At 56.5% G+C, this 15,574-nt stretch carries 12 protein-coding genes and 1 riboswitch; of the genes, 4 read left to right on the top strand and 8 right to left on the bottom strand.

Translation table 11 applies throughout. The annotated features are described in order from the left end of the window. Positions 1-73 precede the first annotated feature (73 nt). Complete coding sequence (gene murI / locus IAE50_RS16385) at positions 74-925, bottom strand: glutamate racemase (protein WP_200580720.1); 852 nt, start codon at positions 923-925, stop codon at positions 74-76. Then, complete coding sequence (btuB, locus tag IAE50_RS16380; protein WP_200580719.1) at positions 870-2,708, bottom strand: TonB-dependent vitamin B12 receptor BtuB; 1,839 nt, start codon at positions 2,706-2,708, stop codon at positions 870-872. Before btuB ends, murI begins: the two co-directional genes overlap by 56 nt. A 65-nt stretch (positions 2,709-2,773) precedes the next feature. Next, positions 2,774-2,944: riboswitch (cobalamin riboswitch) on the bottom strand. A 116-nt stretch (positions 2,945-3,060) separates the two neighbouring features. Between btuB and trmA the strand changes: the two genes are divergently transcribed. Beyond that, positions 3,061-4,161, top strand: coding sequence for a tRNA (uridine(54)-C5)-methyltransferase TrmA (gene trmA, locus IAE50_RS16375; protein WP_124970913.1), 1,101 nt, complete (start codon positions 3,061-3,063; stop codon positions 4,159-4,161). 41 nt (positions 4,162-4,202) lie between these two features. On the opposite strand, the gene IAE50_RS16370 is transcribed toward trmA, so the two are convergent. Beyond that, a complete protein-coding gene (locus tag IAE50_RS16370) occupies positions 4,203-4,574 on the bottom strand; it encodes a YijD family membrane protein (protein WP_023479341.1) in 372 nt (123 codons plus the stop codon). A 3-nt stretch (positions 4,575-4,577) separates the two neighbouring features. Further along, positions 4,578-5,222, bottom strand: coding sequence for an HTH-type transcriptional repressor FabR (gene fabR / locus IAE50_RS16365; protein ID WP_034812619.1), 645 nt, complete (start codon positions 5,220-5,222; stop codon positions 4,578-4,580). A 196-nt stretch (positions 5,223-5,418) separates the two neighbouring features. Between fabR and sthA the strand changes: the two genes are divergently transcribed. Further along, positions 5,419-6,819 (top strand): Si-specific NAD(P)(+) transhydrogenase, encoded by a 1,401-nt coding sequence (gene sthA, locus IAE50_RS16360; RefSeq protein ID WP_042717085.1) that lies wholly within the window; start codon positions 5,419-5,421, stop codon positions 6,817-6,819. On the opposite strand, the gene oxyR is transcribed toward sthA, so the two are convergent. The 4 genes from oxyR to argC all read right to left on the bottom strand — a co-directional run bounded on the left by oxyR (position 6,802) and on the right by argC (position 11,224). Beyond that, positions 6,802-7,719 (bottom strand): DNA-binding transcriptional regulator OxyR, encoded by a 918-nt coding sequence (gene oxyR / locus IAE50_RS16355; protein WP_054804432.1) that lies wholly within the window; start codon positions 7,717-7,719, stop codon positions 6,802-6,804. The two genes, sthA and oxyR, sit on opposite strands and share 18 nt — an antisense overlap. 261 nt (positions 7,720-7,980) lie before the next feature. Next, positions 7,981-9,354: an argininosuccinate lyase gene (gene argH / locus IAE50_RS16350; protein WP_124970919.1), complete on the bottom strand. Its 1,374-nt coding sequence runs from the start codon at positions 9,352-9,354 to the stop codon at positions 7,981-7,983. Positions 9,355-9,429: 75 nt separating this feature from the next. Beyond that, on the bottom strand, positions 9,430-10,206 hold the full coding sequence (gene argB, locus IAE50_RS16345) for an acetylglutamate kinase (protein WP_200580718.1): 777 nt from the start codon (positions 10,204-10,206) through the stop codon (positions 9,430-9,432). A 13-nt stretch (positions 10,207-10,219) separates the two neighbouring features. After that, the gene (argC, locus tag IAE50_RS16340) at positions 10,220-11,224 is read right to left on the bottom strand and encodes an N-acetyl-gamma-glutamyl-phosphate reductase (protein ID WP_042717075.1); all 1,005 of its coding nucleotides are present in this window, start codon (positions 11,222-11,224) and stop codon (positions 10,220-10,222) included. A 170-nt stretch (positions 11,225-11,394) separates the two neighbouring features. Here argC and argE point away from each other — a divergent pair, with 170 nt between their 5' ends. Beyond that, complete coding sequence (gene argE, locus IAE50_RS16335) at positions 11,395-12,546, top strand: acetylornithine deacetylase (RefSeq protein WP_200580717.1); 1,152 nt, start codon at positions 11,395-11,397, stop codon at positions 12,544-12,546. Between the two features lie 253 nt (positions 12,547-12,799). Next, entirely contained in the window at positions 12,800-15,451 is a 2,652-nt protein-coding gene (gene ppc / locus IAE50_RS16330; protein WP_076768841.1) for a phosphoenolpyruvate carboxylase, read from the top strand. Positions 15,452-15,574: the final 123 nt, after the last annotated feature.

Raw genomic sequence — 15,574 nt, 5'->3', positions numbered from 1 at the left:
GGGAGTTAATTCCTGCTGACAACCCCTAATTTCAAAAAACTTTTCAACCGTCTCTTTTTTGCTCAAAACGGCGTTAAACAGCCAGTTTTTCGAGCCTTTCGAAGCCATAGCGCTGCAAAACGGGCAGTAATTGCGCAGTTTCCGGCGTCAAAGCCATGCAGTAGGCAATATTACTGTCAGAAGATTTTGCTTCCGGCGCTTCATGCTCCAGTAGCCAGGCGGTACGCCGTGCAATAGCCGAACCGGAATCAATCAGCCGCGTCCCTTCTGGCAGCACCTGCAACAGCTCTTCTTGTAATAGCGGGAAGTGGGTACAACCCAGCACCACGGTATCCGGTGGCTCCTTCATCCGCAGCCACGGGCGCAGGATACGGCGCAACTCCTCAAGCAGCACAGGTTCGCCGTGCAGCTTGCCCTCGGCCAGCTCCACCAGCTCAGCGGAACCCAGCATTTCGATCCGGCACTCATTAGCGAAGCGCGCGATCAATTCATGCGTATAAGGTCGCTTCACCGTCCCGCGCGTCGCCAGCAGGCCCACGATGCCGTTTGCCGTTAACCGCGCCGCAGGTTTGATCGCCGGCACCACGCCCACTACCGGGAAGGCGAACTTCTCACGCAGCGCGGGCAGCGAAACGGTGCTTGCCGAGTTACAGGCAATAATGGCCAGAGAGAGGGGATAACGTGCCTGAACGGCGGAAACAATCTCGACAACACGCTCAACGATAAACTCCTCGCTCTTCTCCCCATAGGGAAACGCGACGTTGTCGAAAGTGTAGATATAGTGCAAGTCCGGCAGGAGCTGCCGGATCTCGTCATACACGGAAAGCCCACCGACACCGGAGTCAAACACCAGCACGGTGGGCCGCGCGTCAGAAGGTGTAGCTGCCAGACAAGGTGTATTCCCGTCCTGCAGTTTGGTAACCATATGCTGTCTCGTACTCTTTATCGAACAGGTTGGCGATTTTACCACGAACTGTCAGGTGAGAGGTTACAGGATATGAGGCAGAAAAATCGACGGTGCTATAACTTGGCAGAATACGTTTCTCGCCCGTTGTATAATCGTGACGCTTACTGAAATACTCCCAGGCAAGATCCAAATCGACATCATATACAGACCAGTCAAGCTGGTACTTCGCCTGGCGCTGCGCCCTGCGCTGCAACACGTCGTGGGTTTCATCATCACGCGGGTCAATATATTGCAGAGTCACGCGGTGGGTGAAAATGCCCGTATCGATATCGCCGGTCCACTCAACACCCTTAATAGTGGCTGACTTAACATTGATATAAGCCTGGTTGCTGTAATCAATGAGATTCTCTATCTCATAGCGGTACGCCGAGAGACGCCAGTCCAGCGGACCAGTAAGCCCTTCAATGCCCGCTTCCCACTGTTTCGACTCTTCCGGCTTCAGATTGGGATTCGACGCAATGCCAAACCGCTTCGCGCCGAACTGCTGACCCAGCGACGGCGCAAGGAAACCGGTGCCGTAAGAGAGCGTCAGGCGATAGTCCGGTACAAACTCCCAGCCTGCCGCCGTCTGCCAGGTGCCGTGCCAGCCAAACGAATCATCTTTATCTTCACGACCGGACGCCTCAAGCGTTACATCGCCTAACTGCTTCATTCCCGTCAGATAGAGCCCGGTGTTATCGCGATCGTAGGCATCGCGGCTGGTCTCGTTGGACGACACCAGGCGCTCCTGCTTCCAGTCCACGCCTGCACCAACCGAGCCTTTACCGATATCAACGTTATTTGCCCACTGGATATAACGCTGCTCCAGCTCATCCAGCGTCGTGCCCGTATGGTATCGACCATAGATGCTGCTGTAGTTGTAGTCTTTGCTTTTTTGATAGCTCGCCAGCAGTTGAGAAGAGTAAATGCCCTGCTTGAAGTTGAGCCCGGTATCCCAGCCCTGGGCATAGAGCTGACGCTCATCGGCGCTGTACTCCGGCAAAAATGGCGGGCTGCCGAGGTCATAGTCCACGTTATTGCTGAAGTCATACCCGCGGAAGAAGCCGTCAACATTGTCGTTAAACGTATGCTGAACGCTGCCCCAGAAGGTTTTGTTCCGGTAGCCGTCGCGATCCTCGTCATGATCCCAGCTTGAACCGGGCTGAACGTTAAACCCGCGCGTGCCGGTATAGGAGGCCGCACCGGTCACCACCGTGTCACCAAAACGCTGGCGTACTGTACCGTCGTAGGTTTGATACCCCTTCGAACCGATGCCCGCGTTAATTTGAGATTTCTGATCGCCCGTCAGGGTAATGATGTTTACTACGCCGCCAATCGCGCCGGAGCCATACACCGTCGAGCGCGGCCCGCGGATGTACTCCACACGCTGCACCAGCGAGAGCGGGATCTGGTTGAGTTCGGGACTGTTGCTGATACCCGAACGGCCAACCGGCACACCGTCAATCATCAGCAGAAGATGTTTGGCTTCTGTACCCCGCACATAGACGGAGGAGAGCTGCCCGAGACCGCCGCTTTGCGAAACATCGATGCCCGGAAGGCGGCGCAGAACCTCTATCAGCGAGCGCGACTGCCAGCGATCGATCTCATCACGCGTAACAATTTCCGTCGGCGCCAACACGGTTTTAAGCGGTTGTTGAAAACGGTTTGCTGTCACCACTACCTGATCCTGACCGCTATCCTGCGCCCAGCCGGAAAACGCCGTGACGGAGAGCGCCGTCAGCAGCGAAGCTTTTTTTATCATTATGTAAGCATCCACATAATAAGAAGGATACCGCAGGTTCCATCAATAGCTCGCGATGATGACAACCAGATGCGACGTATGCCGGCAGGTCTTCGGGCTCGGAGGTACTACGACAGGCGACTTCCCACCCGCAGGCAGTATCTGGCCTCTCACCTTTATCCTTACCGCTGCGCGTCAGCCCCAGATTTGCACTGGGTTCCCTTTTAACTCACAGGACCGGAAAAAGGATGCTACATTCCGTTACATATAGATGTCCAGACTGCTACGGGACTATTTCGTTGCGCCGCGGGCTGGACATCCCGTGAGCAATCCCTACAATCCCCGCGTTATTCATAATCTCTCAGGAAGCATCATGACCCCAGAACACCTGCCGACAGAACAGTACGAAGCCCAGTTGGCCGAAAAAGTCGTACGTCTGCAATCGTTGATGACGCCCTTTTCCGCGCCGCTTCCGGAGGTGTTCCGCTCACCCGTCAGCCATTACCGCATGCGCGCCGAGTTTCGTATCTGGCACGATGGGGACGATCTCTACCACATCATTTTCGATCAGCAGACCAAATCGCGTATCCGCGTCGACAGCTTCCCGGCGGCAAGCGAGCTGATTAACCAATTAATGTCGGTGATGATCGAGGCGGTGCGCGACAACAAAACCCTGCGCCATAAACTCTTCCAGATTGATTACCTGAGCACCCTGAGCAACCAGGCGATCGTCACGCTGCTCTATCACAAGAAGCTGGATGCCGAGTGGCAGGAAGAGGCCACGCGCCTGCGCGATGCGTTACGCGCGCAGAACCTGAATGTGCAGATTATTGGCCGCGCCACCAAAACCAAAATCGAGCTGGACCAGGATTTCGTCGATGAGCGTCTGCCGGTTGGCGGTCAGGAGATGATCTACCGCCAGGTGGAGAACAGCTTCACCCAGCCGAATGCGGCGATGAATATTCAGATGCTGGAGTGGGCGCTGGATGTCACGCGTGGGTCGAAAGGCGATCTGCTGGAGCTTTACTGCGGCAACGGCAACTTCTCGCTGGCGCTGGCGCGTAATTTCGAGCGCGTGCTGGCAACCGAAATTGCCAAACCTTCGGTGGCGGCGGCGCAGTACAACATCGCGGCGAACCAGATTGATAATGTGCAGATTATCCGCATGTCGGCGGAGGAGTTTACCCAGGCGATGAACGGCGTACGCGCTTTTAACCGCTTACAGGGCATTGATTTGCAGAGCTACCAGTGCGAAACGATTTTCGTCGATCCACCGCGCAGCGGGCTGGATGCGGAAACTGAGAAGATGGTGCAGGCTTACCCGCGCATCCTTTATATCTCCTGCAACCCGGAAACGTTATGCAAAAACCTGGAAACATTAAGCCAGACGCATACGGTTTCACGCCTGGCGCTGTTTGACCAGTTCCCCTACACGCACCATATGGAGTGCGGCGTCCTGCTGACGCGCAAGTAATCGCGATGCCGGAGGTGATAAAACGCCCTCCGGCTTACTGATTACTCGGAATCGGAGGCTTCGTACTGACGGCTGCGGTTGCGCAGGCGAAAGCCAATCCAGAAGACCAGAATCACCGCCAGCAGCGCGGGCAGGAAGTTGGAGCCCATATCCGGATACTCCGCGCGCACCACGGCGCTATAGAGCAGCACACCGAGAATAAAGCAGGCCGCTGAAAGACCCGGTAAACCCACCGGCATGGTGCGATTCTGGTAGCGCTGATGCAGACAGTAGATTGTCAGCACCAGCGAGATAATCGGAAAGAGCGAAAAGGGTACGAGGGAGCTAAACACGGCGGTAAACGTGCCGTTAATCGACAAACCGGCGATCAGCGCCAGCAGCAGCGTACCTTTCTCTTGACCTGACTGTTTCATCATTCATCCTTCACTCGTCGGTTGTTGCGCCATTTTTTCCTGTTCGCGGCGATACCAGTAATATGCGCCTTTTGAAATCATACGCAGCTGTAAAACCAGCCGCTCTTCCAGCTGTTTGCGCTGCTCTGCGCTGACGTCCAGCGCTTCCGCACCGGCGTTAAAGACGATGGTGACCATCGCTTCAGCCTGCGCTTCCGTAAAGGCGCGCGGCATGTGGTTTTCGAGTTCGAGGTAATCGGCAAGTTCCGCAATAAAGTGCTGGATCTCGCGCGCAACCGCTGCACGAAACGCGGCTGACGTTCCGGAGCGTTCACGTAAAAGTAGCCGGAAGGCGTTCGGGTTATTGCCAATAAATTCCATAAAAGTGGAGACCGACGTGCGGATCACGCTGCCGCCTTTAGCAATTCGCTGACGCGCCTGGCGCATCAGTTGGCGCAGCATCAGGCCGCTCTCATCGACCATCGTCAGGCCGAGTTCATCAACGTCGCGGAAGTGCCGGTAAAATGACGTTGGCGCGATGCCCGCTTCACGAGCCACTTCCCGCAGGCTCAGGCTGGTAAAACTTCGCTCAGCGCTCAGTTGGCTGAATGCGGCTTCAACCAGTGACCGCCGCGTTCTCTCTTTTTGTTGCGCTCTTACACCCATCACGATGTTTGAATCCTTCCAGGGGCCCGCTGGCACTATACCAGAGAATAAATCCAAACCGATTGTACTGGATTGTGACGGATTGTTTACGCGCAGATTCTTCTTTTTCAGCGGAAAAAAGCACAGTGATAATTGGGTTATCCCGTGGTTAATGTTAGTATTATGTTGCTTTTATGTATAAGAACAGGTAAGCCTTACCATGCCACATTCCTACGATTACGATGCAATAGTGATAGGCTCCGGTCCCGGCGGCGAAGGCGCAGCCATGGGCCTCGTTAAACAGGGAGCCCGGGTAGCGGTTATTGAGCGCTACCATAATGTCGGCGGCGGCTGTACGCACTGGGGCACCATCCCATCGAAAGCGCTCCGTCACGCAGTCAGCCGTATTATCGAATTTAACCAAAACCCGCTCTACAGCGACCATACCCGCCTTCTTCGCTCCTCTTTCTCCGATATCCTGAACCATGCCGAAAGCGTGATTAACCAGCAAACGCGTATGCGTCAGGGTTTTTACGAGCGTAACCACTGCGACATTCTGGAAGGCAACGCGCACTTTATTGATGACCACACGCTGGCGCTGGAGTGCCACGATGGCACCGTCGAAACGCTGACGGCAGAGAAGTTTGTCATCGCCTGCGGTTCGCGCCCGTATCACCCGGATGATGTCGACTTCGCGCACCCGCGCGTCTACGACAGCGACTCGATTCTCGATATGCACCACGAACCTCGCCACGTGATTATCTATGGCGCAGGGGTTATCGGCTGTGAATATGCGTCCATCTTCCGCGGTATGAATGTGAAGGTCGACCTGATCAACACCCGCGATCGTCTGCTGGCGTTTCTCGATCAGGAGATGTCCGACTCCCTCTCCTACCACTTCTGGAACAGCGGCGTGGTGATTCGCCACAACGAAGAGTATGAGCGCATTGAGCCACTAGATGATGGCGTCATCATGCATCTGAAATCGGGTAAGAAGCTGAAAGCGGACTGCCTGCTCTACGCGAACGGCCGCACCGGGAATACCGACAGCCTGCAGCTTGCCAATATTGGGCTGGAAGCGGATAGCCGTGGTCAGTTGAAGGTCAACAGCATGTACCAAACCGCGCTGCCGCATATCTATGCCGTGGGCGATGTGATTGGTTATCCAAGCCTGGCATCAGCGGCTTACGATCAGGGGCGTATCGCCGCGCAGGCGATGATCAAAGGTGAAGCCACCGCGCATCTGATTGAGGATATCCCGACCGGGATCTACACCATTCCGGAGATCAGCTCCGTCGGGAAAACCGAACAGCAGCTCACCGCCATGAAAGTGCCTTATGAAGTGGGCCGTGCGCAGTTTAAACACCTCGCACGGGCGCAAATCGTTGGCATGAACATTGGTACACTGAAGATTCTGTTTCACCGCGAAACGAAAGAGATTTTGGGGATCCACTGCTTTGGCGAGCGCGCGGCCGAGATTATTCATATCGGCCAGGCGATTATGGAGCAGAAAGGTGGCGGTAACACCATTGAGTACTTCGTTAACACCACCTTCAACTACCCAACCATGGCGGAAGCCTATCGGGTAGCGGCACTGAACGGCCTAAACCGCCTGTTTTAAGCCTTTGTCGAAATGGCCATCCATCGCGCCGCGGATGGCCTCTGCCAGCTGCTCATAGCGGCTGCGCAGCGGCGAGCCTGGTCGATAAACCAGCCCAACCGTACGCTTCGGCTCCGGCTTAATGCACGGTAAGTAGACCACGCCGTCACGTTTACGCTCGCGCGGTACGGCAAGCGCAGGCAGCAGCGTGATGCCGCTCCCGGCCGCGACCATATTACGCAGCGTTTCCAGGCTGGTTGCGCGGAAATGGGTATCCTCATCCGCGCCCGCTTCAAAGCAGAAGCCCATCGCCTGATCGCGCAGGCAGTGCCCATCTTCCAGCATCAGCAGCTTTTCACCCGCCAGATCGGCCATCGGCACGCAGTCGCGGTTCGCCCAGGCGTGATCTTCGTAAATCGCCAGCATCATCGGCTCGTCAAACAGCGGCACTTCAATAAAAGCTTCACTCTCTTTGACCAGTGCGAGGATCGCGCAGTCGAGCTTGCCGCTATCAAGCTGCGCCAGCAGCTGCTGCGTCTGCGCTTCGTGCAGATACATCTCAAGTTTCGGGAAGGTTTGATGCAGCAGCGGAATAATATGCGGCAGCAGATAGGGGCCTACGGTCGGGATCAGCCCGATATGCAGCGGGCCGGACATGGCTTCACCTTGCTGGCTTGCCATCTCTTTCAGCACCTTGACCTCGCGCAGTACCGTGCGCGCCTGGTCCACCAGCAGCAATCCAGCCTGGGTAAAGAGAACTTTGCGGCTGGTGCGCTCAAGCAGCATTACGCCCAGTTCATCTTCCAGTTTGCGGATCTGCCCGCTCAGCGTAGGTTGGCTGACGTGGCACGAGTCGGCTGCACGGCGAAAATGGCGGTGTTCCGCTAACGCCACCAGGTATTCAAGATCACGAATATTCATCTTCATCCTCCGTCGCCACGATAGTTCATGGCGATAGATAGCATAGCAACGAACGATTATCCCTATCAAGCCTTCTGTACAATAATTGGCTCCAGGAAACGTAGCGGTACTGTGTTCTACCCTAACCAGTCACCCTTTTCACTACCGTTTCTCTCTGTACAACTAAAGCCAACGTGAACGTTTTGCGGACCCCGTGTCCGCTTTTTTTTTGCATAAAAAAGCCCGGCGTTACGCCAGGCTCACTCTGTTTCCACGCTTATCTCACACCAGGCGCGCTTTCGCTTCAGCAATCGCCCGCGCTACCTGCGTCGGGGAAACGCCCCCTTTCGCCGCGCGTTTATCCAGGCACGATTGCAGGGCAAGGATCGGGTAGACATCGTCGCCAATCACCGCACTAAACTGTTGCAGGTCGGCAAGCGCCAGCTCCTCCAGCGGTTTACCCTGACGAATCGCCTCTACCACAGCCTCACCCACAATATGGTGCGCTTCGCGGAACGGCACGCCTTTGGCGACCAGATAATCTGCCAGCTCGGTCGCATTCGCGTAACCCTGCTGCGCCGCTTCCTGGCAGCGTGGGCGCTTCACCTGAATACCGTCCAGCACCAGCGTCGCCATATGCAGGCAGTCAAGCCAGGTATCGAGCGCGTCGAACAGCCCCTCTTTATCTTCCTGCATATCTTTGTTGTAGGCCAACGGCAGCCCTTTCAGCGTCATCATCATGCCGGTCAGCGCGCCCTGAACACGGCCGCACTTGCCGCGGATCAGCTCCAGCGCATCCGGGTTTTTCTTCTGCGGCATCAGCGATGAGCCGGAAGTAACGCGATCGGAAAGCTCAACGAAACCCGCTTCGCCGGAGTTGAAGAAGATCAGATCTTCAGCAAAACGCGACAGGTGCACCATGCCAATCGAGGCATCGGAGAGCAGTTCAAGCACGTGATCGCGATCGGAGACGCTGTCGAGGCTGTTACGGGTAGCCGACGCAAAACCTAACCAGCCCGCCAGCTGTTCGCGATCGATCTCATAGGCAGTGCCCGCCAGCGCGCCGCAGCCCAGCGGGCTGACATCCAGGCGCTTCAGCGCATCCTGCAAACGGCTCTCATCGCGGGCCAGCATCTCAACGTAGGCCAAAGACCAGTGCGCAAAAGTGACCGGCTGGGCGCGTTGCAGGTGCGTATAGCCCGGCATGACGGCGTCCTGATTGTTCTCTGCGGTCACTACCAGCGCACTCTGCAACTGGCGGTTGGCCAGCAGCAGTTCACTGATAGTCTCTTTGCACCACAGTTTTAAATCCGTCGCGACCTGATCATTACGGCTGCGCCCGGTGTGCAATTTCTTGCCCAGCTGGCCCACTTTGTCGATCAGCTTCCCTTCCACCCAGCTGTGAATATCTTCCGCATCGCTTTGCAGGATCTGCTCCGGGTTGGCGCGCACCTCTTCCAGCAGGGTGTTCAGCGCCTCTTCCAGCTGCTGCTGCTCGGCTTCCGTCATCACGCCAACGGTGACTAACGCTTTGGACCAGGCCACAGAGCCAACGATATCCTGCTCCGCCAGGCGGTAGTCAAAGCGCAAAGAGTCGTTGAACTGTTTGAACCGTTGATCCGCTGCCTGAGTAAAACGCCCGCCCCAAAGTGCCATAATATGCTTCCTTCTTTTTCTACGTTTTGCCGGATGGCGCCTGCGCTTACCCGGCCTACATAAGTGTGTCTTTGATTAAGCCAGAATACGCGTGCCGATCGGCGTGCCGTTAAACAGTGCCGGCAGTTGCTCGGCGTGACGCCAGGAGGCGATATCCACCGGACGACCCAGCGTGCGCGCTGCATCGAGCGCCGCATTCACTTTCACGATCATGCCATCGGTAATAATGCCCTGCGCAATCAGCTGCTCTGCTTTAGCCGCGGTCATCTCGGCGATGCGCTGGCCTTTGCCATCAAGAATACCGCTCACGTCGGAGAGCAGAATCAGATCCGCGCCAAGGGTCGCCGCCAGCGCCGTTGCTGCCTGATCGGCGTTAACATTCATCAGTTTGCCTTCATCGGTCACGCCGATGGAACTGACGACCGGCAGGAAACCGCCCTCCAGCAGGGTGTTAATCAGCGTCGGCGATCCCGGCTGCGCTAAACCGACATGACCAAGCTCTTCATCCAACTGAGTGACGTTAACGCTGTCGCCATCGCCCAGGAACAGACCTACCGAGGCGATATGGTGTTTCTTCGCCCACGCCAGCAGCGTTTTGTTGGCGGTGCCCGCCAGCGCGCCGGTAATGATGTCAATCTGATCGGCAGGCGTCACGCGCAGGCCATTCTTCTTCTTCACCGGCAGATTGAGCTGCTTCATTAACTCATCCACCACGCAGCCGCCGCCGTGAACGATCACCAGCGGGCGCTGATGGGCTTCGCGGTACTGCACCAGGGCGGTAAACAAACGCTCCAGCGCTTCTTCGCTATCCAGCAGTACGCCACCGAGCTTAATAATTAATGGATTCATCATCACGCCTGTTCGATTAGATAAGAGACTGGGTTTCAGCATAGCCGAAACGAATATTGGCACACTGCATCGCCTGCGCCGCCGCGCCTTTCAGCAGGTTATCTTCCGTCGCCACCACAATCAGGTGCTCGCCCTGCACGGCAAAGCCGATATCGCAGAATGGCAGGCCGACCACGTTTTTCAGCGCCGGGACACCTTTTTCATACAGACGCACCAGCGGTTTACCGTCGTAAGCCTGTTTAAACACGGCTGCGATTTGCGCATGGGTCACGCCCGGTTTTAAGCGGCAGGTGATGGTTTCCAGGATCCCACGCGGGAAGCTTGCCAGGTGCGGCGTGAAGATCACGTCCGTACCGAGGTGCGTGGCGATTTCCGGATGGTGGCGATGGTTGAAGATGCCGTACGGTTGCAGGCTCACTTCACAGAAGCTGTTGGAGATCGCGGCTTTGCGCCCTGCGCCACTAACGCCGCTGGTGGCGTTGATCACCGGCCACTGGTTAAGATCCAGCAGGCCCGCATCGATCAGCGGTTTTAACGAGAGCTGTGCCGCCGTCGGGTAGCAACCTGGCACGGCAACCAGCTGCGCCTCTTTGATTTTGTCATGGTTCCACTCCGCCAGGCCGTAAACCGCTTTTTCGAGCAGATCGGCATGCTGATGGGTAAAGCCATAGAAGGTTTCATAAAACGCGGGATCGTTGACGCGGAACGCGCCAGAGAGATCGAACACCACGCAGCCAGCCGCCAGGCAATCCGGCACCAAATCGTGGCTCACTTCGTGGGCGGTTGCGAGGAACACCACATCCACACCGGTCAGAAAATCCTTGATATCAGCCATCGGCTGCAGCGGCAAATCGACAATGCCCTTCAGCTGCGGATGTAAATCGGAGAGACATTTTCCTGCATCATTACTTTGCGCAGAAACCGTCAAAGCGGTTATGTTCATATGAGGATGGCGATTTACATAGGACACAAGTTCTGCGCCGGCGTAACCGCTGGCACCCACAATTAATGTGTTCAACATCGGTGCGGTCTACCTTCTTACGTCATGTTCGGATCTGGAAGGGTGCGTTCTCCCTCCCGCGTCGCTGAGCAAAGTCGCCTTACGGGTTCCCATACGCTCAACATTATTGTATTTTTATGCACATTTACTGCATGAATATTGATACTATCACGAACTCAGGTATGTCAACAATGAAAATGAATTTGCCGCCATTTATCGAGATCTACCGCGCCCTGATTGCCACTCCGTCGATCAGCGCAACGGAAGAAGCACTCGATCAGAGTAATGCGTCTTTAATCAATCTGCTGGCAGGATGGTTTGGCGATCTTGGGTTCACTGTTGAAGTGCAGCCGGTACCCGGCACACGTAACAAATTCAATATGCTTGCCAGCGTCGGCAGCGGCGCGGGCGGGCTGTTATTAACCGGTCATACGGACACCGTGCCGTTTGACGACGGGCGCTGGACGCGCGATCCCTTCACCCTGACCGAGCACGACAACAAGCTCTACGGCCTTGGCACCGCGGATATGAAGGGCTTCTTCGCCTTTATTCTTGATGCCCTGCGTGACGTCGATGTGACAAAACTGAGCAAGCCGCTCTACATCCTCGCCACCGCCGATGAAGAGACCAGCATGACGGGCGCGCGCTACTTCTCTGAGAATACGCAGCTGCGCCCGGATTGCGCGATTATTGGCGAGCCGACCTCACTGCAGCCGGTTCGCGCCCATAAAGGCCATATCTCCAACGCCATTCGCATTCTTGGTCAGTCCGGCCACTCGAGCGATCCGGCGCGCGGCGTTAACGCCATTGAACTGATGCACGATGCCATCGGCCATATCCTGACCCTGCGCGACAACCTGAAAGAGCGTTATCACTACGAAGCGTTCACCGTTCCCTATCCGACGCTTAACCTCGGCCATATTCATGGTGGTGATGCGGCAAACCGTATCTGCGCCTGCTGTGAATTACATATGGATATTCGCCCGCTGCCGGGGATGACGCTTGACGATCTGAACGGTCTGCTTAATGAAGCGCTGGAGCCGGTCAGTTCGCGCTGGCCGGGCCGCCTGAATGTCTTTGAACTCCATCCGCCAATCCCCGGTTATGAATGCCCGCCGGATCATCAACTGGTTGAAGTGGTGGAAAAACTGCTCGGCGTCGAAACGGAGGTGGTGAACTACTGCACCGAAGCGCCGTTTATCCAGACGCTCTGCCCGACGCTGGTCCTCGGCCCTGGCTCCATTAATCAGGCGCACCAACCGGATGAATACCTGGAAACGCGCTTTATTAAGCCAACGCGCGAGCTTATTACCCAGGTTGTGCACCATTTCTGTTGGCATTAAGCGCGACAAAACAGATGAATGTTCCCCTCTGCTGAGGGGATTTTTATGCGCCAAAATAGTGCATTTCATAAGCGAAACTTATCTGCAGCGAAGGGTGTTAACTTTCATAAATTCCCGTGATTTATTCGTTTGCTGAACCGATTTCGCCGCAATTGACGTAGTGAGTTTTACGTGGCTTTATAAAAGACGGTGTCTTATATCTGCTCAACGGCGGGTATAACAAAACAAAATGAGATGGGGTGTCTGGGGTAACATGAACGAACAATATTCCGCGTTGCGTAGTAATGTCAGTATGCTCGGCAAACTGCTGGGAGATACCATCAAGGATGCACTGGGCGAGAACATTCTCGACCGCGTCGAAACAATCCGTAAGCTGTCCAAATCTTCTCGCGCCGGCAACGAAACCGACCGCCAGGCACTGCTCACCACCCTGCAGAATCTCTCTAATGATGAGCTGCTGCCGGTGGCCCGCGCATTCAGCCAGTTTCTGAATCTGGCGAATACCGCCGAGCAGTACCACAGCATTTCAGCGAAAGGCGAAGCGGCCAGCAACCCGGAAGTGATTGCCCGCACCATCAGAAAGCTGAAAGACCAACCTCATCTCAACGAATCCACCATTATTAATGCGATTGAATCGCTGTCGCTGGAGCTGGTACTGACCGCGCACCCGACGGAGATTACGCGTCGGACCCTGATCCACAAGATGGTGGAAGTGAACGCCTGTTTAAAACAGCTCGATAACAGCGATATCGCCGATTATGAGCGCCACCAGCTGATGCGCCGTCTGCGCCAGCTGATCGCCCAGTCCTGGCACACGGATGAGATCCGCCGCAACCGCCCAAGCCCGGTTGATGAAGCGAAGTGGGGCTTTGCGGTGGTGGAAAACAGCCTGTGGGAAGGGGTGCCAAACTACCTGCGCGAGCTGAACGAACAGCTGGAAGAGAACCTCAATTACAAGCTGCCGGTCGATTTTGTCCCGGTGCGCTTTACCTCCTGGATGGGCGGCGACCGCGACGGCAACCCGAACGTCACCGCCGATATCACCCGCCACGTTCTGCTGCTTAGCCGCTGGAAAGCGACCGATCTCTTCCTGAAAGATATCCAGCTGCTGATTTCCGAGCTGTCGATGGTTGAGTGTACCGACGAGCTGCGCGAGCTGGCCGGTGCCGAAGGTGCCCGCGAACCGTATCGTTACCTGATGAAAAAGCTGCGCGGCGATCTGATCGCGACGCAGAGCTGGCTGGAAGCGCGCCTGAAAGGGCAGAAGCTGCCGAAGCCTGCCGGGCTGCTGACGCAAAACGAGCAGCTGTGGGAGCCGCTCTACGCCTGTTATAAATCCCTGCAGGCCTGCGGCATGGGCATTATCGCCAATGGCGAACTGCTTGATACCCTGCGCCGCGTGAAGAGTTTCGGCGTGCCTTTAGTGCGTATCGATATTCGCCAGGAGAGCACCCGCCACACCGAAGCGCTGGGCGAGCTGACCCGCTACCTCGGCATCGGCGATTACGAAAGCTGGTCAGAAGCCGACAAACAGGCCTTCCTGATCCGCGAGCTTAACTCCAAACGTCCGCTGCTGCCGCGCCAGTGGGAGCCAAGCGACGAGACCCGCGAAGTGCTCGACACCTGCCGGGTGATCGCCGAAGCGCCGCGCGGATCGATTGCCGCGTATGTGATCTCGATGGCGAAAACGCCGTCCGATGTGCTGGCCGTCCATCTGCTGTTGAAAGAGGCCGGTATTGGCTTTGCGCTGCCGGTTGCGCCGCTGTTTGAAACCCTCGACGACCTGAACAACGCCAATGACGTGATGAGCCAGCTGCTTAATATCGACTGGTACCGCGGCTTTATTCAGGGCAAACAGATGGTGATGATTGGCTACTCCGACTCCGCGAAAGATGCGGGCGTGATGGCCGCAAGCTGGGCGCAGTACCAGGCTCAGGACGCATTGATCAAAACCTGTGAGAAAGCGGGCATTGAGCTGACGCTGTTCCACGGTCGCGGTGGATCTATCGGCCGCGGTGGCGCACCGGCGCACGCGGCGCTGCTCTCGCAACCCCCTGGCAGCCTGAAAGGCGGCCTGCGCGTCACCGAGCAGGGCGAGATGATCCGCTTTAAATATGGCCTGCCGGAAGTGACCATCAGCAGCCTCTCGCTGTATACCAGCGCAATTATGGAAGCCAACCTGCTGCCGCCGCCGGAGCCAAAAACCGAATGGCGTCACATCATGGATGAGCTGTCGGCCATCTCCTGCGAGATGTACCGCGGTTATGTGCGCGAAAACAAAGACTTTGTGCCCTACTTCCGCTCGGCAACGCCGGAGCAGGAGCTGGGCAAGCTGCCGCTGGGTTCGCGTCCGGCAAAACGCCGCCCAACCGGCGGCGTCGAGTCGCTGCGCGCCATTCCGTGGATCTTCGCCTGGACGCAGAACCGCCTGATGCTGCCGGCCTGGCTCGGCGCGGGCGCGGCGCTGCAAAAAGTGGTGGAAGATGGCAAACAGAGCGAACTGGAAGCGATGTGCCGCGACTGGCCATTCTTCTCTACGCGCCTTGGCATGCTGGAGATGGTCTTCTCGAAAGCGGATCTGTGGCTGGCAGAGTATTACGATCAGCGCCTGGTGAAACCGGAGCTGTGGCCGCTGGGCAAAGAGCTGCGTAAGCTGCTGGCGGCTGATATCAAAGTGGTGCTGGATATCGCCAACGACTCCCATCTGATGGCCGATCTGCCGTGGATTGCTGAATCTATCCAGCTACGTAACATCTACACCGACCCGCTCAACGTGCTGCAAGCCGAGCTGCTGCAACGCTCACGTCTGGCAGAAGAGCAGCAAAAAGAGCCTGATAGCCGCGTCGAGCAGGCGCTGATGGTGACCATCGCTGGCGTCGCCGCCGGGATGCGCAACACCGGCTAATCTTCTCGCGTTAGTTTTGTTAACTGATTGCAGCATTTTTATCTTCTGGGTAAAAATGCTGCAAATTTTGGTTGTCATCTATCCTTCACATTCCTTATATTCCTCGCGAAATTCTCACATCCT

The organism is Kosakonia sp. S42 (assembly GCF_016624785.1).
In the GTDB taxonomy this organism is placed as follows: domain Bacteria; phylum Pseudomonadota; class Gammaproteobacteria; order Enterobacterales; family Enterobacteriaceae; genus Kosakonia; species Kosakonia cowanii.
The sequence above is the reverse complement of the archived record's forward strand: the minus strand, read 5'-3'. Positions and strand labels throughout refer to the sequence as shown.